At 54.4% G+C, this 21,765-nt stretch carries 20 protein-coding genes; 1 reads left to right on the forward strand and 19 read right to left on the reverse strand.

Going from position 1 to position 21,765, the window contains the following annotated elements:
• Positions 1 to 30: 30 nt before the first annotated feature.
• The 14 genes from nrdR to GYMC52_RS13900 form a co-directional block, all read right to left on the reverse strand.
• The gene (gene nrdR, locus GYMC52_RS13835) at positions 31 to 492 is read right to left on the reverse strand and encodes a transcriptional regulator NrdR (RefSeq protein WP_013144522.1); all 462 of its coding nucleotides are present in this window, start codon (positions 490 to 492) and stop codon (positions 31 to 33) included.
• 67 nt (positions 493 to 559) lie between these two features.
• Positions 560 to 958 (reverse strand): hypothetical protein, encoded by a 399-nt coding sequence (locus GYMC52_RS13840; protein ID WP_013144521.1) that lies wholly within the window; start codon positions 956 to 958, stop codon positions 560 to 562.
• Positions 959 to 1,081: 123 nt separating this feature from the next.
• Positions 1,082 to 1,456: an adenosylmethionine decarboxylase gene (gene speD / locus GYMC52_RS13845; protein ID WP_011232199.1), complete on the reverse strand. Its 375-nt coding sequence runs from the start codon at positions 1,454 to 1,456 to the stop codon at positions 1,082 to 1,084.
• A 314-nt stretch (positions 1,457 to 1,770) separates the two neighbouring features.
• Complete coding sequence (locus GYMC52_RS13850) at positions 1,771 to 2,799, reverse strand: glyceraldehyde-3-phosphate dehydrogenase (RefSeq protein ID WP_011232200.1); 1,029 nt, start codon at positions 2,797 to 2,799, stop codon at positions 1,771 to 1,773.
• Positions 2,800 to 2,915: 116 nt separating this feature from the next.
• Positions 2,916 to 3,521, reverse strand: coding sequence for a dephospho-CoA kinase (gene coaE / locus GYMC52_RS13855; protein ID WP_013524298.1), 606 nt, complete (start codon positions 3,519 to 3,521; stop codon positions 2,916 to 2,918).
• 27 nt (positions 3,522 to 3,548) lie between these two features.
• Positions 3,549 to 4,373 carry a DNA-formamidopyrimidine glycosylase gene (gene mutM / locus GYMC52_RS13860; protein WP_013524299.1) on the reverse strand — a complete coding sequence of 275 codons (825 nt, stop codon included), beginning with the start codon at positions 4,371 to 4,373 and terminating at the stop codon, positions 3,549 to 3,551.
• A gap of 329 nt (positions 4,374 to 4,702) precedes the next feature.
• Complete coding sequence (gene polA, locus GYMC52_RS13865; protein WP_041469283.1) at positions 4,703 to 7,339, reverse strand: DNA polymerase I; 2,637 nt, start codon at positions 7,337 to 7,339, stop codon at positions 4,703 to 4,705.
• 153 nt (positions 7,340 to 7,492) lie between these two features.
• Positions 7,493 to 9,241 (reverse strand): two-component system histidine kinase PnpS, encoded by a 1,749-nt coding sequence (gene pnpS / locus GYMC52_RS13870; RefSeq protein ID WP_013524301.1) that lies wholly within the window; start codon positions 9,239 to 9,241, stop codon positions 7,493 to 7,495.
• The gene (locus GYMC52_RS13875; protein ID WP_011232206.1) at positions 9,234 to 9,941 is read right to left on the reverse strand and encodes a response regulator transcription factor; all 708 of its coding nucleotides are present in this window, start codon (positions 9,939 to 9,941) and stop codon (positions 9,234 to 9,236) included. Before GYMC52_RS13875 ends, pnpS begins: the two co-directional genes overlap by 8 nt.
• Positions 9,942 to 10,148: 207 nt before the next feature.
• Positions 10,149 to 10,616: a MaoC/PaaZ C-terminal domain-containing protein gene (locus GYMC52_RS13880; RefSeq protein WP_011232207.1), complete on the reverse strand. Its 468-nt coding sequence runs from the start codon at positions 10,614 to 10,616 to the stop codon at positions 10,149 to 10,151.
• Positions 10,617 to 10,700: 84 nt separating this feature from the next.
• Positions 10,701 to 11,639, reverse strand: a complete 939-nt coding sequence (gene mdh / locus GYMC52_RS13885; protein ID WP_013524302.1) for a malate dehydrogenase — start codon at positions 11,637 to 11,639, stop codon at positions 10,701 to 10,703.
• Positions 11,640 to 11,665: 26 nt separating this feature from the next.
• Positions 11,666 to 12,937 (reverse strand): NADP-dependent isocitrate dehydrogenase, encoded by a 1,272-nt coding sequence (gene icd / locus GYMC52_RS13890; protein WP_011232209.1) that lies wholly within the window; start codon positions 12,935 to 12,937, stop codon positions 11,666 to 11,668.
• Between the two features lie 72 nt (positions 12,938 to 13,009).
• Entirely contained in the window at positions 13,010 to 14,128 is a 1,119-nt protein-coding gene (gene citZ, locus GYMC52_RS13895) for a citrate synthase (RefSeq protein ID WP_011232210.1), read from the reverse strand.
• Positions 14,129 to 14,421: 293 nt separating this feature from the next.
• The gene (locus GYMC52_RS13900) at positions 14,422 to 14,877 is read right to left on the reverse strand and encodes a DUF441 domain-containing protein (RefSeq protein WP_013524303.1); all 456 of its coding nucleotides are present in this window, start codon (positions 14,875 to 14,877) and stop codon (positions 14,422 to 14,424) included.
• Positions 14,878 to 14,970: 93 nt separating this feature from the next.
• On the opposite strand from GYMC52_RS13900, the gene ytvI reads away from it, so the two are divergent.
• On the forward strand, positions 14,971 to 16,089 hold the full coding sequence (gene ytvI, locus GYMC52_RS13905) for a sporulation integral membrane protein YtvI (protein ID WP_013144514.1): 1,119 nt from the start codon (positions 14,971 to 14,973) through the stop codon (positions 16,087 to 16,089).
• A 142-nt stretch (positions 16,090 to 16,231) separates the two neighbouring features.
• Here the strand turns inward: ytvI and pyk are convergent, their stop codons facing one another.
• The 5 genes from pyk to GYMC52_RS13930 all read right to left on the reverse strand — a co-directional run bounded on the left by pyk (position 16,232) and on the right by GYMC52_RS13930 (position 21,720).
• The gene (gene pyk / locus GYMC52_RS13910) at positions 16,232 to 17,995 is read right to left on the reverse strand and encodes a pyruvate kinase (RefSeq protein WP_013524304.1); all 1,764 of its coding nucleotides are present in this window, start codon (positions 17,993 to 17,995) and stop codon (positions 16,232 to 16,234) included.
• 27 nt (positions 17,996 to 18,022) lie between these two features.
• Positions 18,023 to 18,982: a 6-phosphofructokinase gene (pfkA, locus tag GYMC52_RS13915; RefSeq protein WP_011232214.1), complete on the reverse strand. Its 960-nt coding sequence runs from the start codon at positions 18,980 to 18,982 to the stop codon at positions 18,023 to 18,025.
• 180 nt (positions 18,983 to 19,162) lie between these two features.
• Positions 19,163 to 20,140, reverse strand: a complete 978-nt coding sequence (gene accA / locus GYMC52_RS13920; protein WP_011232215.1) for an acetyl-CoA carboxylase carboxyl transferase subunit alpha — start codon at positions 20,138 to 20,140, stop codon at positions 19,163 to 19,165.
• On the reverse strand, positions 20,125 to 20,997 hold the full coding sequence (gene accD / locus GYMC52_RS13925; RefSeq protein ID WP_013144512.1) for an acetyl-CoA carboxylase, carboxyltransferase subunit beta: 873 nt from the start codon (positions 20,995 to 20,997) through the stop codon (positions 20,125 to 20,127). Before accD ends, accA begins: the two co-directional genes overlap by 16 nt.
• A gap of 39 nt (positions 20,998 to 21,036) precedes the next feature.
• Positions 21,037 to 21,720: a FadR/GntR family transcriptional regulator gene (locus tag GYMC52_RS13930; RefSeq protein ID WP_013524305.1), complete on the reverse strand. Its 684-nt coding sequence runs from the start codon at positions 21,718 to 21,720 to the stop codon at positions 21,037 to 21,039.
• Positions 21,721 to 21,765 lie beyond the last annotated feature (45 nt).

Below are 21,765 nucleotides of genomic sequence, written 5' to 3' on the forward strand. Positions count from 1 at the left end.
AGGGCTTGCCGCCTAACGCCAAAGCCCTTTTTACCGTTGCCCTTTTTTGATCAGCTCTTTCAGTTCTTCAATGAACACATTAATATCTTTAAACTGCCGATAGACGGAAGCGAAGCGGACATAGGCGACCTCATCGATGTGTGACAGGCGCTCCATCACCATTTCGCCGATCGTTTCGCTTTTCACTTCCGAGACGCCTTGATTGCGCAGTTCGCGCTCAATTTCCTGCGTCACTTTTTCAAGCTCCTCGAGCGCCACCGGCCGCTTCTCGCACGCTTTGATCAAGCCGCGCAAAATTTTCTCCCGGCTGAATTCTTCGCGCGTTCCCTCTTTTTTCACAACAATCAGCGGCGGCTCCTCGATCCGCTCAAACGTCGTAAACCGATAATGGCACTGTTCGCACTCCCGCCGGCGGCGGATCGAACGACCCTCTTCAACCGGGCGCGAGTCAAGCACGCGCGTGCCTTGATGATGGCATGAAGGACATCGCATAACATCCACTCCGTTGATCTTCTTATTTTCTATCATACCGGAATGGACGAAAGCAGACAAGATATAGTTAGCTGTTCAGTCCGGAACCGATATAGGGCAGGCGGGCGTCGAGCTTCCGATACAAATCGAGAATGACCGCCCGGCTATGCCCAAAATCAAACGGCAATAGCTTCGTCTCCGTCGTCGCGGAAAAGTCGACCGCCGTTTCAAACGGCCGCACGGAAATGACGGTAGCGACGATGAACAACTTTTTGCCGCGCCTTGTTTGCGCACAAATTTCGCCGCGCTCTTCGGAAACAGAAACGAGCTCGGCGTCGGGCAGCGACGAGAGCAGCTCCTTGACCGCATCGATGACGGCGCGGTTCGTCGCTTTGTAATAATGGCTTCTTAGCTCTTCATCTTCATGATTTTCCCGCGTTTCACAATGGTTTGTGAAGGCGTATTTGAGTGTTTTCCACATGCTCATTGCCACGTCTCCCTAGTCATTCTTTTTCTTCCATCATACCATGATTTTCGCCGCTGTTGTACCGCCGAGGGCGCAAAAAAAGGAGCGTTTCGCTTACGCTCCTTTCGGTTTATCATGATCCAATTACAGCGCCTGCGCCTTTTTCACTTCGATTGGGCGCATGCCGCGCGGAAGTTCAATCGTTTCCCGCGTTTGCGCGCCCAGCATTTCGGCAATGTAATCGGCGGCAATCGTCGGGTCTAAATGGCCGCATGTATACACATCAATGCTCGCATAGCCGTGTTCGGGAAACGTGTGAATCGTCAAATGCGATTCCGAAATAATGACGACCCCGCTTACGCCTTGCGGAGCGAATTTATGGAACGCCACTTCGCGAATCTCCGCTCCCGACTTTAACGCGGCGTCAACGAACGTTTTTTCAATAAAATCAATATCATTCAGTTTGTCAAAGTCGCATCCCCAAAGTTCCGAGATAACGTGACGACCCATCGTGTCCATGAAAAGAATCCCCCTTTAACCAATTTTCTCAAACAAATAAAAAAACAGAAGGTGAGTTGCAAAATGGCATGTATAACTACCACGGGGGAAAGTTAGTCCTAAGAGGTCCTAACCCTTTAAGTAGTCACATTACCCTTGCCGTTAAGAAGTTCACGAGACATAGTATACTTTGTTTAGGGGGTTTTTGCAACATGCTTTTTTAATTTTTTTGCATAAAAAAGAGAAAAAGCGCCCACGCCCGCACCGTGGCCCGATCCGTTTGTGCGGATCGCAAAAGCCATAGCGCAGGCGGCGCGCTTCACATCGAACCGCTGTTACGCATTGACGCTGAGACGCTCATTCATTTTGGCCGCGACAAGATGGGCTAAATCAACGACGCGGCACGAATAGCCCCATTCATTGTCATACCAAGCGAGCACTTTCACTTTTCGCCCTTCCATCACCATCGTCGACAGGCCGTCGATAATCGCAGAATGCGGATTCGTATTGAAATCGATCGAGACAAGCGGCTCCATCGTGAAATCCAAGATGCCTTTCAATGGGCCGTTGGCAGCGCGGATCAGCGCCTCGTTCACCTCATCAACCGTCACATCGCGCTTCAAGTCGACGACCAAGTCGACGAGCGAGACGTTCGGCGTCGGGACGCGGAGCGCCATGCCATGAAGCTTCCCTTTTAAATGCGGCAGCACTAGGCCAAGCGCTTTCGCCGCTCCCGTTGTCGTCGGGATGATCGACTGCGCGCATGAGCGGGCGCGGCGCAAATCTTTATGCGGGTTGTCGATGTTTTTTTGGTCGTTCGTATACGCGTGAACCGTCGTCATCAGGCCGTTTTCAATCCCAAACGCTTCATCGAGCACTTTGACGACCGGAGCCAAACAGTTTGTCGTACACGAGGCGTTCGAAATGATGAAATGGCGGTCGATGTCAAGCATATGCTCGTTGACGCCAACGACGATCGTCACATCTTCATTTTTGCCCGGGGCGGTTAAAATGACGCGCTTCGCCCCTGCCTCAAGGTGAAGGCTCGCCTTTTCACGATCGTTGAATTTTCCGGTCGCTTCAATCACAATATCGATATCAAGCTCTTTCCACGGCAGCTGTTTCGGGTCGCGCGAGTTTAACAGCCTCACTTTTTTGCCGTTGACGAGCAGGCCGTCTTCCAAGGCGATGACCTCACCGTCAAATTTGCCGTGGTTTGAGTCATATTTCACTAAATGGGCTAACGTTTCCGGCGGATAGCTGGCGTTCACCGCCACAATGTCGAGATCAGGGGAATTGATGGCGCGCCGGAACACCATCCGTCCGATTCGTCCGAAACCGTTAATCGCCACTTTCGCCTTCATTCACTTTGTTCTCCTCTCATATATGTTATACTATTTTCTTATATTTGTATAAATAGTATATCATATTTTTAGGAAATGTGGAGAACAAAATGACTGAAAGCGAACAAAAAAGACGCCTATTTTTCCAAGGCGCCCCATTGTTTCAAAATAGCCAACAGCTGACGGCGTGTCTCTTCCCTCGTTCCGTTATTGTTGATGACCGCGTCGGCCCGCTTCATTTTTTCCGCCAGCGGCCATTGAGCGCGAATGCGGGCGCGCGCTTCTTCCTCAGTGAACCCGTTCCGCTCCATCAGCCGGCGAAGCTGGATGTCATCGTCAACATACACGACAAGTACTTTATCGACCCAGGATGTCAATCCGCTTTCAAATAAAAGCGGAATGTCCAATACGACCGTTTTCGCCCCGGAACGGACGAGCGCTTCTTTCTCCGCGAGCATTTTCTGACGCACCGCCGGGTGAACGATGGCGTTTAGCTTTTTCCGTTCTTCTTCGTTGTTGAACACGATCGCCCCGAGTTTCGCCCGATCGATCTCTCCATTTGTCTGCAAAATGCCCGGACCGAAGGCGGCGACAATCTGACGGTAGGCGTCTTCCCCCGGTCGGACGACGGCGCGCGCCGCTTCGTCAGCATCAATGACCGGAAGGCCGAGCTCGCGCATCATCGCGCTCACCGTGCTTTTGCCGCTGGCGATCCCGCCGGTCAATCCGATCGTCAACGTCATGGAACCCCTCTCCTTTTTACGCGCCGCCTAGCGCTGGCAGCGCGGGCAATAATGCGTGCCGCGGCCGGCGACGACCGTTTTTTCAATCGGCGTGCCGCATCGTTTGCATGGCTCTCCTTTGCGTCCGTAGACGAACAAGCTATGCTGAAACGCACCCGCTTCCCCTTGCGTGTTCACGTACGTGCGCACCGTGCTTCCCCCTTTCATGACCGCCTCGCCGATCGTCGCCACCATTTCCTCATGCAGGCGCTCGATCTCTTTGCTGGAGAGCGAGGCGGCCGGCCGGCCGGGAAGAATGCCGGCGCGAAACAGCGATTCGTCGACATAAATATTGCCAAACCCAGCCACGACCGTCTGATCAAGGAGCAACGCTTTGACCGGCCGTTTCGTTTTCACCGCCCGCTCCGCCAATACAGCTGGGGAAAACGCCGGGGAAAGCGGCTCCGGCCCAAGCTCAGCAAGCGGCGGCCGGCGGTCAGCTTCTTCTTTGGCATAAACGTGCATCGTTCCGAACTTGCGCACGTCGCGGTAACGGAGTTCGCTGCCGTCCGTGAAGCAAAACACGACGTGCGTATGCGGTTCGAGCGGCTCGAGGGCAGAAGCAACGGCGTAGCGCCCTTCCATGCGCAAATGGGAAATGAGCGCATCGCGGTCGAGCAGGAATTTCAAAAATTTCCCTCTCCGTTCCAAACCACGCACCGTCTGTCCGATCATTCTTGCCGCAAACGCCTCGGGGTCTCGCGGATGGCGGATGATGTTCGGCCAAAAGATGCGCACATCCTCAATCGTTTTTCCGACAATAAGCGGCAAAAGCGTACGACGGATCGTTTCCACCTCCGGCAATTCCGGCATGGCGATCCCCCCTTTCCTCCGTTTTCCTGCATCGTTCCCGCCGACGCTTTCACATTGACGCCGGTTCATCCGCCGAGAGAAAGATTCTCCATGGGGCGGCAGCTGTTTCGCTCCAATTCATCGACCCGCAGCCGAGAATCGTCGCACCGAAAGATTCTGCCTAAAAGGCCGGTGAGAAACGCTGATTTTCACAAAATCGGTCATGTTGGTTGAGAAGGACGGCTCGATGTTCAAGGCTTCCCAACTGGAGAAGAGTCGTTGTGAAACTGCTTTTTCATTCCATCACAGGCCTTCTTAGGGATGCCGGCGCTCCACACCAAGACTTCTCTTTATTTCGCATCATACCACGTCGAGCCATAATGGTAATCGACTTTGAGCGGCACGCGAAGTGTGACCGCTTGCTCCATCACTTCCGGAACGAGCCGGCACAGCCGCTCCATCTCTTCTTTCGGCGCCTCCAAAATGAGCTCGTCATGCACCTGCAGCAAAAGGCGCGCTTGCAGCCGCTCTTCCTTCAGTCTGGCGTTCAGATCGATCATCGCCTTTTTAATAATGTCAGCGGCGCTCCCTTGAATCGGCGTGTTCATCGCCATCCGTTCAGCAAAACTGCGGACGTTGAAGTTGCGGCTCGTGATATCCGGCAAATAGCGGCGCCGATGCAGCAGCGTCGTCACATACCCTTTCTGTTTTGCTTCTTGCACAATGTTTTCCATATACCGCTTCACGCCAGGGAAGCTTTCGAAGTAGCGCTCGATGAATTCAGCCGCCTCTTTGCGCGAAATATTTAAGTTTTGCGCCAAGCCGTAATCACTGATCCCGTAAACGATCCCAAAGTTGACCGCCTTCGCCTGACGGCGCATGTTGGGCGTCACTTCGTCCTCGCTCACTTGGAAAATGTCCATCGCTGTTTTCGTATGGATATCCAAATCGCGGCGGAACGCTTCCATTAAATTGTCATCTTCCGCAATATGGGCGAGGACGCGCAACTCAATTTGCGAGTAGTCGGCGGCGAAAATGAGCCAATCAGACTCCGATGGCACGAACGCTTGGCGGATTTTCCGTCCTTCCTCAAGCCGAATCGGAATGTTTTGCAAGTTCGGCTCCGTCGAGCTGAGCCGTCCGGTTTGCGTCAACGCCTGATTGAAAATCGTATGCACCTTCTTTGTATCGGGTCGCACGACTTTCAGCAATCCTTCAATATACGTCGACTGCAACTTGCCAAGCTGGCGGTAATGCAAAATGTTTTCCACGATCTCGTGATAAGGCGCAAGTTTTTCAAGCACATCCGCCGAAGTGGAGTAGCCAGTTTTCGTTTTTTTCAAGACGGGCAGCTGCAGTTTTTCAAATAAAATGACGCCGAGCTGTTTCGGTGAATTGATGTTGAATTCTTGGCCGGCGAGCTCATAAATGCGCTGCTCGACCGTGCCGAGCTGCTCGGCGAGCTCTTCGCCCATCTGTTCGAGCCGCTTCGTATCCACTTTCACTCCGGCAAATTCCATTTCCGCCAAAATCGAAGACAACGGCTGCTCGAGCTCGACGAGCAACCGATCTTGTTCGTTGCGGCGCAGCTCATCCAAAAACGGCCGTTCGAGCGCCCAAATCGCCGCCGCCTTGCGGACCAAATGCTCGGCTAGCACTGGCTCATCCGGCACGGCCCGCTTCGCCCCTTTGCCATACACCGCTTCATCCGGGCGCACCGCTTCGTATTGCTTCATTTTTGCTGCGGCAGCCACATCATCAACACCTTGCGCCGGATCAAGCAAATAGGCGGCCAGCAATAAATCAAAGGAAACGCCGCATAGCTCAATTCCTTTCCATTTCAAGGCGACTGCCGCGCGCTTTGAGTCAAACATGCTTTTTTTCTTCGTTTCATCACCAAGCCAGGCGACAAACTGCGGATCGGCAAGCGCCGTCTCCGGGCGCAGGAAAAACCGTCCATGTTCGTTGACCACAGCGATGCCGACGATCGGCGCATCATGATAATTTTCCTCGACCACTTCAACGACAAGCGCCGCCTTGTCGGCAAGCATCTCCTCCGTCACGCGGTCAGCAAGCGTAAATGCCATCTTGGCAAGCGGTTTTTCCTCTTCTGATGACGGCGATTCCATTTTCTCTAAAAACGATTGAAACCCAAGCTCTTTAAATAAAGCGACCACTTTCTCCCGGTCTTCCCCTTGATAGGCGATGTCATCAAGCGAGAGCTCGACCGGGGCGTCGCGGCGAATGGCGGCGAGCTTTTTGCTTAACAGCGCCATCTCCCGGTGTTGGCGCAGCGTTTCTTTCAACTTTTCGCCTTTGATCTCGTCAATGGAGGCAAGCACATTTTCGACCGTGCCGAATTGCCTGAGCAGCTTGACCGCCGTCTTTTCCCCGATGCCCGGCACTCCGGGGATGTTGTCCGATTTGTCGCCCATCAATCCTTTCAAATCAACGATTTGTTCCGGAGTTAAGCCGTATTTTTCGCGGACCGTCTCCGGCGTGTATGGTTCGATATCGGTAATCCCTTTTTTCGTAATGTCCACCGTCACATGGGGGGAGGCGAGCTGGGTCAGATCGCGGTCGCCGGAAATGACTTTCACCTCAAACCCTTCCTGCTCAGCGCGGGCGGCAAGCGTTCCGATAATATCGTCCGCTTCGTAGTTCTCGAGTTCATAGGCGGGGATGCGATACGCCCTCAGCAGCTCGCGCAACAGCGGAAACTGCTCCGACAGCTCCGGTGGCGTCTGCTGGCGCCCACCTTTATACTCTTGAAACGCTTCATGCCGGAACGTCGTTTTCCCGGCGTCAAACGCGACAAGCATATGAGTTGGCTCTTCTTCCGCCAAAATTTTATTCAACATCATCGTAAACCCGTAGACGGCGTTCGTATGGATGCCTTTGTCGTTATGCAAAAGCGGCAAGGCAAAAAAGGCGCGGTACGCCACGCTGCTGCCGTCGATTAAAACAAGCTTTTTTTTCAATCTCATCCCTCCTCGGATGCTTCCTTGTCCTATTGTACCATGCCTGCGGCTTGCCTTGAACGCTCTCCCACCATGATGGGAGGCGCCGATTCATCCCCTGCTTACGCTCACGCTGAAAAATGGGAGGCTTCTCAGTTGGAGATGATCAAAAGAAGCCGGCTACCGCCCCGGCTTTGGAAAATGGATCGTGAACACGGTGCCGCGCCCCACTTTGCTCGCTACGGTAATATATCCATGGTGAGCCTCAACCAAATGTTTCACAATCGCCAGGCCCAACCCCGTTCCGCCGGAATCGCGGCTGCGCGCCTTGTCGACGCGGTAAAAACGCTCAAAAATGCGCGGGATTTCCTTTTCCTCAATGCCGATTCCGGTGTCTTTCACATGGATCAGCACTTCTTTCTCCGTCTCTTCCGCCTCGACAGCGACCCGTCCGTGCTCCGGCGTATACGTGATGGCGTTGGCGAGCAAGTTCAGCAAAATTTGCTTCATCCGATTTCTGTCACCGCGGATGACAAGCCCGGATGGCGATTCGATATGCAAATCAATTTGTTTTTCCGCCGCTTTTTGGCGAAACACAGCAGCCGCTTCGGCGATGACTTGAGCGATATCCACGTCTTCGAGTTGCAGCTGAAATCCGTGCTGCTCGATTTTCGACAAGTCCAACAGTTCCTCAACGAGCGTTTGCAGCCGTTCGCTTTCTTTTAAGATGATGGTCAAAAAATGTTCGAGCGCCGCTTCATCCTTCATGGCGCCATCCAATAGCGTTTCGGCGAATCCTTTGATGGACGTCACCGGCGTTTTCAATTCGTGCGAAACGTTGGCGACAAAGTCTTTGCGGATTTGCTCAAGACGCTTCAGCTCCGTAATGTCGTGAAACACGACGACAATCCCTTTCCATTCGGCGTTCGTGCCAATGATGGGAGCCCCGTATACATCGAAATGTTTCCGCTCGATGCCAATCGTCAGCCGCATATGCCGGCGCATCGTCGTTTCGGTGATGAAAATATCATCGATAAACCGGACGATGTCGCCATGCGGCAGCACATCGGCGTACGGACGGTGCAAACAATCCGACGGATCGAGATGAAACTGAGTCTGGAACGCCCGATTGATGAGAGAAATATGTCCGCGGTGGTCAATAAACAACAGGCCGCTGCCGACGTTTTCAATGAGCGTGTGAAGCCGATCGGTCTGAATTTCCCGCGCCCTGCTCATCTCCTGCAAATGGCGGGCCAGCCGGTTGATCGAGCGCACAAGCATCCCGGCCTCGTTATATTCACCATCGGGCACACGGGCGGCGTAATTGCCTTTTTCCAGCTCAAACGCCACTTTCGTCGCTTCTTCAATCGGCTTCATATATTGATTGGCGATTTTCCAGACGAGGGCGATGATGACAACGAGCGCCATCCCGAGGCTGCTCGTGAGCACGCCCCAAATTTGCTCGTTTACTTTTTTGAGTGAGCTCGTCGGTGTGCTTAAAACGACGTACCCGCTCCGCTCACCGCGCTCGTACGGGACGATGTAGTAATAGACGTCGTTTGTTTTTTCAATCACGGAAAAACGGGGAAACTGCTTTTTGCGCAAAATCGCGCGGACGATGCGCCCATGGTCTTTGTCGCTGATCGCTGCGACGCGACCGCTGTCAAACCGCACCCGTTCTTCTTTATCGAGCACGGTGATGCGGGACGACAGCTCATTCCCCATTTCCTGCAAATCGGCGCGGATTTGCTCGAGCGGTTCATTTTCAAGCAAAATCGCAAGCGCTTGGGCCTCTTTTTCCATCCGTTTGTTCATCGTCTCGGCGTAAAAATCTTTCAGCAATTGCCCGAGCAAAAGCCCGAGGGCGATCAACACTGTGGCGATGAGCGTCACGAGCCAAAACAAAAGGCGGGTGCGGAAGCTATTCATGCCGCTTCGGTTCCTCCAACTTGTAGCCAAGGCCGCGCACCGTTTTAATGTACATCGGTTTTTTCGTATCGGTTTCGATCTTCTCGCGCAAGTGGCTGATATGGACGTCGACAATGCGTGTATCGCCGGCAAACTCGTAGTTCCACACGGCGCTGAGCAGCTGGTCGCGCGTCAACACCCGCCCTTTATGGCGAGCCAAATAAAGGAGCAACTCAAACTCTTTCGGCGTCAGCTCAAGCGGCTTGCCGCCGATCGTTGCTTCATAGCGTTCCGGAAAAATTTCCAGCTCGCCAACAACAAGCCGCTCGCTCGATTCAGCCGCCGGCTGAACGATCTCCGTGCGGCGCAAAATCGCCTTGACGCGGGCAATGACTTCGCGCGGGCTGAACGGCTTTGTCATATAGTCGTCGGCGCCAAGCTCAAGACCAAGCACTTTGTCAAATTCATCATCGCGAGCCGTCAACATTAAAATCGGCGTCATGATTTGCTGCTGGCGAAGCCGCTTGCACACATCAACGCCGTCAAGCTTCGGCAGCATCAAGTCCAAAATAATGAGCGCCGGCTGCTCGGACGCTACTTTCACGAGCGCCTCTTCGCCATCGTGAGCGGTCACGACGTGAAATCCGGCTTTCTCCAAATTGTACGACAACAGAGTCACAATCGGCTGTTCGTCATCGACAACTAAAATTTTTCGTCCCATGCCGCTCCTCCATCCCGTCCAATGGTTTCTGCCTTTATGATACCACAATTGACGCCATGATTCGGACAAAAAAAGAAAAAAGGGCGTTTTCCTGCGGACAGGTTGCCCGCGGAAAACTGCCCCTCGCGTTTGGTTGGCTTCCTTTGGCGGAAAGCGGCATGAAACTCCCCCTTTGTTTCGAAGTGGGGGACTGCTTTCAACATGAGGTCAAAAGTTCTCGAGCACCCGCCCGTCTAGGCGCGGCAACGTATGCGGCGGGCAGACAGACAGCGTTCCGTCAAGCACCGTTTCCGCACCGCGCGTCGCCATGACGGACAACGTCACGCAATGGCCCGCCTCATCGACATCGGCGACTTCGAGCAAAAATTCGAGCGTTTCATAATGATAAACTGGGCGGAGAAAGCGAAGATCCTGCCGCGTAATGTAGCTGCCCGGGCCTGGCAAATATTTGGAGACCGCGGAAGTGATCATCCCCGTCAACATGACCGGCGGCACGACCGGTTTTCCAAACGGCGTCTGTGAAGCATAATCATGCTGGATATAGAGCGGATTGGCATCATCCGTCAGCCCAAGATAAAGAAGCAAGTCTTTGTCTTCGATGGCGGCTTGGAACACGAGCTTTTCCCCCGCTTGAATTTCCCCGATCCGTCTCCCGAGCTTTCGTTTTTTCAACATGTTCCCACCCCTTCGTTGTCTAGAAAGCGCTTTCATTGACTGTGGGCAAAAATCCGGGGCAATGCCCGAATTTTTGCCTCGCCGCTATTCCAGCATGCGCATGACATTTTTAACGGATTCGACGGATTTGGCGAGCGCCGCTTTTTCCTCTTCGGTCAGCTCGAGCTCGATCACTTTCTCGATGCCGTTGCCGCCGAGGATCGTCGGCACGCCCAAATAAATGCCTTCATAGCCGTATTCGCCTTCAAGGTAGGCGATCGCCGGCAAAATGCGGCGCTGGTCTTTCAAAATCGCTTCGACCATTTCGACAAGCGAGGCGGCCGGTGCGTAGTAGGCGCTGCCGTTGCCGAGCAGGTTGACGATTTCACCGCCGCCTTTGCGCGTCCGCTCAACGATGGCGTCCAAACGATCTTTCGGAATGAGTTTTTCGAGCGGAATGCCGCCGGCGTACGAGTAGCGGACGAGCGGCACCATGTCATCGCCATGGCCGCCTAAAACAAACCCAGTGACATCTTTTACCGAAATGTTCAGCTCCTCGGCGACGAACGTGCGGAAGCGCGCCGTATCCAAGACGCCCGACTGGCCGATGACGCGGTTTTTCGGAAACCCGGACTCTTTAAACACCGTGTATGTCATTGCATCGACCGGGTTCGTCAAGACGATGATGTAGCAGTTCGGCGAGTATTTGACGACTTCCTTCGTCACTTGCTTCATAATTTTTTGGTTCGTCGTCACCAAATCGTCGCGGCTCATGCCCGGCTTGCGGGCGATGCCTGCTGTGATGACGACGATGTCGGAATCGGCTGTGTCAGCGTAATCCGATGTGCCGATGATATTCGCGTCAAAGCCGAGCACCGGGCTTGCCTCGAGCATATCGAGCGCCTTCCCTTTCGTTGGGTTCTCAAGCTGCGGAATATCGACCAACACGACGTCGCCGAGCTCTTTTTGCGCCAAAAGGAACGCCGTCGTCGCCCCCGTGAATCCGGCGCCGATCACCGAGATTTTTTTCCGTTTCATCGCCATCGTTTGCCATCCCTTTCCTTCAAAGGTTAGTCCATATTGCGGATGAGCGCATCAGCAAATTCGGAGCATTTCACTTCCGTCGCCCCTTCCATCAGGCGGGCGAAGTCATACGTGACGATTTTCGCGGCGATGGTTTTCTCCATCGCTTTGATGATCAATTTCGCTGCTTCGTTCCAACCAAGATGCTCAAACATCATGACGCCCGAGAGAATGACGGACGACGGGTTGACTTTGTCAAGCCCTGCGTATTTCGGCGCCGTGCCGTGCGTCGCTTCGAAAATCGCGTGGCCGGTTTCGTAGTTGATGTTTGCCCCCGGCGCGATGCCGATGCCGCCGACTTGAGCGGCCAGCGCGTCGGAAATGTAGTCGCCGTTTAAGTTCATCGTCGCGATGACGTCAAATTCGCGCGGACGCGTCAAAATTTGTTGCAGGAAGATGTCGGCGATGACATCTTTGATAATGATTTTGCCGGACGCTTCCGCATCAGCAAGCGCTTTGTTCGCCGCTTCCTTGCCTTCCGTTTCAACGATTCGGTCGTATTGCGCCCACGTGAACACTTTGTCGGCGAATTCTTCCTCCGCCAGTTCATAACCCCAGTTTTTAAACGCGCCTTCGGTGAATTTCATAATATTCCCTTTATGAACGAGCGTCACCGACTTGCGGCCGTGTTCGATCGCGTAGTTGATCGCCGCGCGCACAAGCCGTTTCGTCCCTTGTTCGGAAATCGGTTTAATGCCGATGCCGGACGTTTCCGGGAAGCGGATTTTGCGCACGCCCATTTCATTTTGCAAAAAGTCGATGACTTTTTTCACTTCCGGCGTGCCTTTGGCATATTCAATGCCAGCGTAGATGTCTTCCGTGTTTTCCCGGAAAATGACCATATCGGTGTCTTCCGGGCGTTTCACCGGCGACGGAACGCCTGGGAAGTAGCGAACCGGACGCAAGCAGACAAACAGGTCGAGCTCTTGGCGGAGCGCGACGTTCAGCGAGCGGATGCCGCCGCCGACCGGCGTCGTCAACGGCCCTTTAATGGCGATTATGTATTCGCGGATCGTCTCAAGCGTTTCATCCGGAAGCCAGCTGCCCGTCAGCTTGTACGCTTTTTCACCAGCGAGCACTTCCTTCCAAACGATTTTTTTCTCACCTTTGTACGCTTTTTCCACCGCTGCTTCGAGCACGCGCGAAGCGGCCGCCCAAATGTCCGGGCCGGTTCCATCCCCCTCGATGAACGGAATGATCGGGTTGTTCGGAACGTTGAGCACACCATTTTGGACTGTAATTTTTTCTCCTTGCGTCACGAGCAAAACCCCCAATGCAGTTTTTTTATAAAAAGGCGTGAAGGCGCGCCTTCACCGCCTTGTCCACTTGTTTTAGCCGCGCTCGTCGATCGGCACGTACGCCCGCTTGCCTGGGCCGGTGTACTCAGCGCGCGGACGGATGAGACGGTTGTTGTCGTATTGTTCCAAGATGTGAGCCAACCATCCCGAGGTGCGGCTGACGGCAAAAATCGGCGTAAACAAATCATGATCGATTCCTAAACAATGGTAAACCGAGGCGGAATAAAAGTCAACGTTCGGCGGCAGCGCTTTTTCCGATGTGACGATTTCTTCAATCTTTGTCGACATTTCATACCAATGCGGCTCGCCGACGAGCTTCGTCAGTTTTTCCGACATTTTTTTCAAATGTTTGGCGCGCGGGTCGCCTTTTCGGTAAACGCGATGGCCAAAGCCCATAATTTTTTCTTTGTTGGCGAGCTTTCTGCGGATGTATGGCTCGACGTTGTCGACCGTGCCGATTTCCGTCAACATTTTCATCACCGCTTCGTTCGCCCCGCCGTGAAGCGGTCCTTTCAAGGCTCCGATCGCCGCCGTGATGCCGGAATAAATATCGGACAGCGTGGCTACGCAGACACGCGCCGTGAACGTCGACGCGTTCAACTCGTGGTCGGCATGCAGCACGAGCGCCTTGTTGAACGCTTCCGTGGCGATGTCGTCTGGTTCTTTGCCGGTCAGCATGTACAAGAAATTGGCGGCAAAGCTCAAATCTTTGCGCGGCGCAACCGGTTCCAACCCTTTGCGCACGCGGGCGAAGGCGGTGACAATCGTCGGGATTTTCGCCTGCAGGCGAATGGCTTTCCGATAATTCGCCTCTTTCGTCATCACATCCGCCTCTTCGTCATACAAGCCGAGAAGCGATACCGCGGTGCGCAAAGCCGCCATCGGATGCACCTTGTCAATCGGATACAGCTTGAAGTGTTCAATGATTTCATTTGGAATTTCAGCGTTTTCCGCCAACTGTTTCTTTAATTCCTCAAGCTGCTCTTTCGTCGGCAGTTCGCGATGCCAAAGCAAATAAACGACTTCTTCGAAGGAAGCGTTTTCGGCTAAATCGTCAATGTCATAACCGACATACGTCAACGTGTCATCGATGATCGAACTGATGCTTGAAGTTGTGGCCACAACTCCCTCTAACCCACGGGTTACTGTCATGTTCAATCTCCCCTTCTCTTCATAAGTTCCAGCCATAACGACCGATGGCCGATGAGCGCTTGCTCGAAATGGAGGCAAAAACAAACGCGCGCGCGAAAGTGCTTACATGAAGCCGGCGACAACCGCCCCGTCGCAACAGCTGCACAATGCTTGGCCGAAAACTCACTCACGTTTATTATTATAAACAATTATCAGACTTTTGTCAGCTGTCACACGTCAAAAGAAATGATGATCAGGAATAAAACGGAAATCCATTCATCTCAAAACGGAGGATCCCACACGCCGCCTGATGATCAAAAATATTCTACCATTTTGATGACCGTATAGGCAATGCCAGCGCCGATCAATGGACCAACCGCCACCCCATGAAACAGCGAAACCGCGAGGATGGTGCCGAATGCAAGCGCGGCGGTCATATGCGGGTCATTGGCAAGGAGCGTTACTCCATTTTTGGCGATCAAGGCGACAAAAATGCCAGATGCGAGCGCCACCCAGGCCGACAACGACTGCAGAGAGCCGACAAGCTGCCGAAAGCCGATCTCCCCAGAAGCGATGGGAGCGAGCACGGCGATCGTAATGACCGTCACTCCCCAGTTGATCCCTTTGGACTGAATGATCGGCAGCACTCTTTGATCCAAGCCGACAAGTTTGATGGCCAACAGCACAACGACGGCGACAATAAGCGACTTGTTTTTCGCAAGAAAGCCGAGCGCAAGCAACAACAATAAAAACAACGCCGGTTCGTTCACGGTCGTCCGTCCTTTCCTATGAAACTTGTCTTTTTGCTTCCCCGTAAGAAAACGTGTAATATATCAATATGGAACGTCGTTGGAGGTGAAACATTGTCCCGAGTTTATGTTGATCGCTTTTTGCGCTTTTTTCTTGTCATCGCCGCTGTCGCGCTCGGCGCCATCGCTGCGTACTACATCGCGACGGTGACGTATCCGTTCATCATCGCCTTTTTCATCGCGATGATCATCAACCCGCTCGTCGATGCTTTGGAGCGGAAAGCGAAAATGCCGCGCTGGCTCGCGGTCAGCGTCACGCTCATCATGTTGTTTGCCGCGGTCGCCGGCTTGGTCACGCTTCTTGTTGCCGAAATCGTTTCGGGAACGCAATATTTAGCCCGCGTCGTGCCGGAAAAATTTCAAGCATTGATCACGTACATGGAGACGTTCGTCGCCGACCAAATCATCCCGATTTACAAAGATTTGGCCGGGATGTTTAAAAGTTTAAGCGCCACCCAACAGGATACGATTATGCAAAACATTCAAGCCGTCGGAAAAAAAATTGGGACGACGGTTGGTGAATTTGTCCAGAGCATCCTGCAAAACATTCCGCAGCTTCTCGCCTGGCTGCCGAATGCCGCGACCGTGTTTATTTTTTCGCTGTTGGCGACGTTTTTCATCAGCAAAGACTGGCGGCGTCTTGTGCGCATGGCGCAGCAATGGCTGCCGACGAAAGCCCGCACAAGCGGAAAAACGGTGTTTCTTGATTTAAAGCGGGCGCTGTTTGGCTTTATCAAAGCGCAGGCGACGCTCATTTCGATTACGACGGTCATCGTGTTGATCGGCTTGCTTATTTTGCGCGTCGATTACGCCATTACGATCGCATTGATCATCGGGTTCGTCGATCTTTTGCCATATTTGGGAACGGGGATTGTATTTGTTCCTTGGATCATTTACACCATGGCTAGCGGCGACATTCCGTTTGCCATCGGATTGGGCGTGCTGTATGTCGTCGTCCTCGTCCAACGGCAAATCATGGAGCCGAAAGTGCTTTCTTCAACGATCGGCCTCGATCCGCTCGCCACGCTCATCGCCTTGTTCGTCGGCTTCAAGCTGCTCGGCTTTCTCGGCTTGATTGCCGGCCCCGTCGCGCTTGTCATCATCCGCACGCTCCATAGCGCCAATGTTTTTCGTGATCTTTGGCGCTTTATTATCGGCAAGCCGACCACGTAATCGAAGGGAGCTGTCTCAAAAGCTCGGCTTTCTATAATAGGAATACAATCTTTCGTTTCACAAAGATGTTTAATGGGTATACAGGACGATGCGAAAGGGTGTCCCGCTGCTTTTGGGACACCCTGTTTTGCTGCAACGTCCGTTACAACACGCTCGCATGGCCGCGGTAGACGGCGCCAAAGCCGCCATCGACCGTGATCTCTTGCCCATCTTTAAACAAGCTTGTGGCATTTTCCACCCCGACGACGACCGGAATGCCAAGGCTTAAGCCGACGACCGCCGCATGGCTCGTCAACCCGCCTTCCTCAGTAATGATCGCCGCTGCTTTTTCGAGAGCCGGCATCATATCGGCATCGGTGCTGATGGTGACTAAAATGCCGCCCTCTACCATTTTTCGGCACGCCTCTTCCGCCGTTTTGGCGACGACCGCCTTGCCGAATGCCGACTTGCGGCCGATGCCTTGCCCTTTGGCAAGCAAGTCGCTGATGACGTGCACTTTCATTAAGTTCGTCGATCCCGTTTCGCCGACCGGCACGCCGGCCGTGATGACGACCAAGTCGCCGTGCTTCACCAAGCCGGAGCGCACTGCCGCGTCGACCGCCACATCGAGCATTTCATCGGTTGTATTGACATGCGGTGCTTCTTTCGTATACACGCCCCAAATGAGCGCCAGCCGCCGCGAGACCGCTTCGTTTGATGTCACCGCGATGATCGGGGCTTTCGGGCGGTATTTCGCCACCATCTGCGGCGTTTTTCCGCTCACCGTCGGCGTCACGATCGCCGCGACATCCAAATTGAGCGCCGTGTGGGCGACCGATTGGCCGATGGCATCGGTGATCGTCGTTCGGCTCTCTTTCGTGCGCTGGGACAAAATGTCGCGATGCTCCAACGCCTGCTCGGTGCGGAGCGCGATTTGGTGCATCGTCCTTACCGCTTCGACCGGATACTGGCCGGCTGCGGTTTCTCCGGAAAGCATGACGGCGTCGGTGCCGTCAAAAATGGCGTTGGCGACATCGCTCGCCTCAGCCCGCGTCGGCCGCGGATTGCGCTGCATCGAGTCGAGCATTTGCGTCGCTGTGATGACCGGCTTGCCAAGCATGTTGCACTTTTTAATGAGCATTTTTTGAATGAGAGGCACTTCCTCAGCCGGAATCTCAACGCCAAGGTCGCCGCGCGCCACCATGAGGCCATCGGCGGCTTCCAAAATTTCATCGATGTTGGCGACGCCTTCTTCATTTTCAATTTTCGCGATAATTTGGATATGTAAGGCGTCATTCGCCTCGAGCAGCTCGCGGATTTCGAGCACATCAGACGCCCGGCGCACAAACGAGGCGGCGATGAAGTCGATGCCTTGGCGGATGCCAAATAAAATATCGGCTCGGTCCTTCTCGGTGATGCCCGGCAAATTGACACGCACGCCGGGGACATTGACCCCTTTTTTGTTTTTGAGCACACCGCTGTTTAAGACGGTCGTGACAATTTCTCCAGCTTGCTTGTCGACCGCGTTGACTTCAAGGCCGATCAACCCGTCGTCCAGCAAAATTTTCGAACCAACGGACACATCATCGATCAGCCCCGGATAGGTGACAGAAATTTTTTCCGGCGTGCCGAGCACTTCGCTCATCGAAATGATGAGCTTTGCCCCTTCCTTCAGTTCGATGGCGCCGTTCTCCATATTGTGCGTGCGGATTTCCGGACCTTTCGTATCGAGCAAAATGGCGACCGTTTGGCCCGTCCGCCTCGCCGCCTCGCGAATGTTGGCGATGCGCCGCCCGTGTTCCTCATGATCTCCGTGCGAAAAGTTGAGGCGCGCCACGTTCATCCCCGCTTCGATCAATTGCACGAGCTTGTCTACGCTCTCGCTTGCCGGCCCGATCGTACAGACGATTTTCGTTTTCCGCTTCATCACTTCTTCTTCCTTTCCCCTCGGGAATTAAATCGACAGCTCTTTCGACAATGTATACATCCGCTGATCGACCGTATGTGTTTTCGCCAACGCTTCGGCAATGTCATGGTCAACGATTTGGTTGTTTTGAATGCCAACGCAGCGGCCGCCTTTGCCTTCAAGGAGCAGCTCGACCGCACGGGCGCCGAGGCGGCTCGCTAACACGCGGTCAAACGCCGTCGGCGATCCGCCGCGCTGCACGTGGCCAAGCACCGTCACGCGCGTCTCAAAGCCGGTCGCCTCTTGAATTTGCCGGCCGAAGTCGACGCCGCTGCCGACTCCCTCGGCGACGATGATGATGCTGTGTTTTTTGCCGCGTTCATGGCCGCGCTTCAAGCGAGCGATGATGTCGTCCATGTCGTAGTCCGCTTCCGGAATCAAAATCGTCTCCGCCCCTCCGGCAAGCCCCGACCATAGCGCAATATCGCCGGCATGGCGGCCCATCACTTCGACGACGTACGTCCGCTCATGCGACGTCGCCGTGTCGCGGATTTTGTCAATGGCGTCAATGACCGTATTGAGCGCGGTGTCAAAACCGATCGTGAAATCGGTGCCTGGAATGTCGTTGTCGATCGTCCCGGGCACGCCGACGCACGGGAAGCCGTGCTCCGTCAATTTTTTCGCCCCTTGATACGACCCGTCGCCGCCGATGACGACCAGCCCTTCAATGCCGTGCTTTTTCAGCTGCTCGATCCCCTTTTTCTGTCCTTCTTCCGTCTTAAACTCCGGGCAGCGCGCGGTATAAAGGATGGTGCCGCCGCGATGGATGATGTCCCCGACGTCCCCGACTTCCAGCTTTTTGATATTGCCGGCGATCAACCCGGCATACCCGTGGTAGATTCCGTACACTTCCACCCCATGGTAAATCGCTTTGCGGACGACAGCGCGAATGGCCGCATTCATGCCCGGCGAGTCGCCGCCGCTTGTCAACACACCAATCCGTTTCATCATTTCCACCTCGTTTGCATCGAATTGCACACGTCCGACCTCATACGTCTTCTTGAACATCCCTAATGTACCATGAACAACAGCGGAACACAATATAGAAGCGATCGCTGAAACGGCTTACAAAAGTGGATTTTTTTCACGATAGAACAAAGCTGTCCCGCGACGGAGACAGCTTTTTCCTTATCTTGCCCGAATCGTTTCCGGCAAAAACGACACTTGGCCCATTTGTTTAAATTTTTCATAGCGCTGCCGGACGAGCTCTTCGCCGTCAAGCGCCAACAGCTGTTTGAGCGAACGGCGCAGCACGCGGTCAATTTCTTTCGCCTGCTCGTCGGCGTTGCGATGAGCGCCGCCTTTGACTTCTGGAATGATTTCATCGATGACGCCGAGCGCCTTTAAGTCATGAGCGGTGATTTTCATCGTTTCCGCCGCCCGCTGCGCCAATGAGGCGTCTTTCCACAAAATCGCCGCCGCCCCTTCCGGCGAGATGACCGAGTACGTCGAGTTTTCCAGCATATGGATATGATTGCCGACGCCAAGGGCAAGCGCCCCGCCGCTTCCGCCCTCTCCGATGACGATGCAGACGACAGGCACCGTGAGCCCAGCCATTTCAAACAAGTTGCGGGCGATCGCCTCGCTTTGCCCGCGCTCTTCGGCCGCTTTGCCCGGGTAGGCGCCTTTCGTGTCGATAAAGCAGATGATCGGCCGCGAAAACTTTTCTGCCTGCTTCATGAGCCGCAACGCCTTCCGGTACCCTTCCGGATGCGGCATGCCAAAGTTGCGGCGCAAGTTTTCTTTCGTATCTTTGCCGCGCTGGTGGCCGATGACCGTCACGGGGAGTCCGTCGTATTTGGCGATGCCGCCGACGATCGCCTCGTCATCGCCAAAGCAGCGGTCGCCGTGGCACTCAAGAAAGTTCGTAAACAACCGCTCGATGTAATCGAGCGTCGTCGGCCGCTGCGGGTGGCGGGCGATTTGCACGCGGTCCCACGGCGTCAAATTCGCATAAATCTCGTTTTCCAGCTTGGCGAGGCGCGCCTCAAGCTTTTCGATTTCCGCCGATAAATCGACGTCCGCCGTTTTCATGAACTCTTTCAACTCTTGAATTTTGCGGCGCAGCTCGACAAGCGGCTTTTCGAATTCTAATTCCGCCACCATCCCTCTTCCCCTCCTTTTTGATGAATATCCAAGACGACCGCAAGCGTTTCTTTCAGCTCGTGGCGGTGAATGACGGCATCAAGCTGCCCGTGCTTCAGCAAAAACTCCGCCGTCTGGAAATCGTCCGGCAGCTCTTCGCGCACCGTCTGCTCGATGACGCGGCGGCCGGCAAAACCAATGAGCGCCCCCGGCTCGGCAAAGTTATAATCCCCAAGCGAGGCGAAGCTCGCCGATACACCGCCGGTCGTCGGGTGGGTCATGACGGAGATGAACAAGCCGCCGTCGTTGCTGAACCGTTTGAGCGCCGCGCTTGTTTTCGCCATTTGCATGAGGCTCAACACCCCTTCCTGCATGCGGGCGCCGCCGGAAGCGGTGAAAATGAGAAACGGCATCTGCTGTTCGCGCGCCCGTTCGACGGCGCGGGTGATTTTTTCGCCGACGACCGAGCCCATGCTGCCCATGCGAAACGATGAATCCATGACAGCAATGACGAGCGGATGGCCGTCAAGCGCTCCTTCGCCGGTGACGACCGCCTCGTTCAGCCCTGACTTGCGCCGGTCTTCTTCCAGTTTTTCGATGTAGCCCGGAAAGCCGAGCGGATTGACCGAGATCATATCGGCGTCATACTCGCGGAAGCTGCCGTCATCAAGAAGGCTTGCAATCCGTTCACGCGCCGGCATCGGATGATGGTAGCCGCAGCTTAGGCAAACGCGCAAGTTTTTGATCAACTCTTTTGTATACATAATTTTCTTGCATTGCGGACATTTCGTCATCACGCCTTCCGGCACTTCATGCCTCGCTTGTTCTGAAGGCAGCGGTGCATACTTTTTCTTTTTCACAAACAAGTCTTTCCACACGAGGGAGCCCCTCCTTTGCGTTTTCGCCTCTCTACTACTTTATCGAAAATGGACATCATTGTTTGTCAAACGATGTCCGGCCCGTTTCGACAACGGCGAAGGCCGTTGCGCCTCCCAAACGGCGACAGTCTCCGCCGGATCTTGCCTTTCCAAAGCGGCGAGCAGCTGTTCATAACCGGCGTCGGCAAGGGGCGGCTCGGGCGCAAATGAAGCGGCAAACCCCGACAGCACCCGCCAAATGCGGGCGAGCAAAACATTGCCAGCCGCTTCCACCACCGTCTCGAAAAACCGCGCGAAATCAATCGGTTTTTGACGAACGATTTTTTTCAACTCGTCTACGTCCTCCGCGCTCCGGCGCCGACACGCAAGGGCAAGCAACAGGCGCTCGATGAGCCATTTTGTTTCCGCCAAATCGGCCTTTGCCCGTTCGTTTTCCAACAAAAACATCGCCAACAGGTCGATCAGCTGGTGGCTGCCAACCTCACGCATATACCTCCCCTCGCCGCGCCGCGTTTCAATCAAGCCGAGAAATTCAAGCGCCCGCAACGCCTCGCGCACCGATGAACGCCCGACGCCGAACCGTTCGGCCAGCTCGCGCTCCGACGGCAGCTTGTCGCCAGGGGCTAAGTTGTCTTCCGCCATCATGCGGTGGATATGTTTCAACGTCTCGGCATACACGTTCTCCTCTTTGATACAATGACCCCTCTCCTTCGCTTCATCCACTGGTCTGACCACCTAATGGTTATACGATATAACAAAATAGCGAAA

Source organism: Geobacillus sp. Y412MC52 (assembly GCF_000174795.2).
Lineage (GTDB): Bacteria > Bacillota > Bacilli > Bacillales > Anoxybacillaceae > Geobacillus > Geobacillus thermoleovorans.

What these genes read in the sequence shown, in the direction of transcription:
- pyk (WP_013524304.1), bottom strand. Translation starts at nt 17,995, where the DNA reads ATGAAGCGGAAAACGAAAATCGTCTGTACGATCGGGCCGGCAAGCGAG.
- pnpS (WP_013524301.1), bottom strand. Translation starts at nt 9,241, where the DNA reads ATGAATAGCTTCCGCACCCGCCTTTTGTTTTGGCTCGTGACGCTCATC.
- coaE (WP_013524298.1), bottom strand. Translation starts at nt 3,521, where the DNA reads ATGACGTTGACGATCGGATTGACCGGCGGGATCGCCAGCGGCAAAAGC.
- mdh (WP_013524302.1), bottom strand. Translation starts at nt 11,639, where the DNA reads ATGGCGATGAAACGGAAAAAAATCTCGGTGATCGGCGCCGGATTCACG.
- GYMC52_RS13880 (WP_011232207.1), bottom strand. Translation starts at nt 10,616, where the DNA reads ATGTTGAAAAAACGAAAGCTCGGGAGACGGATCGGGGAAATTCAAGCG.
- GYMC52_RS13840 (WP_013144521.1), bottom strand. Translation starts at nt 958, where the DNA reads ATGAGCATGTGGAAAACACTCAAATACGCCTTCACAAACCATTGTGAA.
- speD (WP_011232199.1), bottom strand. Translation starts at nt 1,456, where the DNA reads ATGGACACGATGGGTCGTCACGTTATCTCGGAACTTTGGGGATGCGAC.
- nrdR (WP_013144522.1), bottom strand. Translation starts at nt 492, where the DNA reads ATGCGATGTCCTTCATGCCATCATCAAGGCACGCGCGTGCTTGACTCG.
- accA (WP_011232215.1), bottom strand. Translation starts at nt 20,140, where the DNA reads ATGGTGGCGGAATTAGAATTCGAAAAGCCGCTTGTCGAGCTGCGCCGC.
- GYMC52_RS13875 (WP_011232206.1), bottom strand. Translation starts at nt 9,941, where the DNA reads ATGGGACGAAAAATTTTAGTTGTCGATGACGAACAGCCGATTGTGACT.
- pfkA (WP_011232214.1), bottom strand. Translation starts at nt 18,982, where the DNA reads ATGAAACGGATTGGTGTGTTGACAAGCGGCGGCGACTCGCCGGGCATG.
- GYMC52_RS13850 (WP_011232200.1), bottom strand. Translation starts at nt 2,799, where the DNA reads ATGAAGGCGAAAGTGGCGATTAACGGTTTCGGACGAATCGGACGGATG.
- mutM (WP_013524299.1), bottom strand. Translation starts at nt 4,373, where the DNA reads ATGCCGGAATTGCCGGAGGTGGAAACGATCCGTCGTACGCTTTTGCCG.
- polA (WP_041469283.1), bottom strand. Translation starts at nt 7,339, where the DNA reads ATGAGATTGAAAAAAAAGCTTGTTTTAATCGACGGCAGCAGCGTGGCG.
- citZ (WP_011232210.1), bottom strand. Translation starts at nt 14,128, where the DNA reads ATGACAGTAACCCGTGGGTTAGAGGGAGTTGTGGCCACAACTTCAAGC.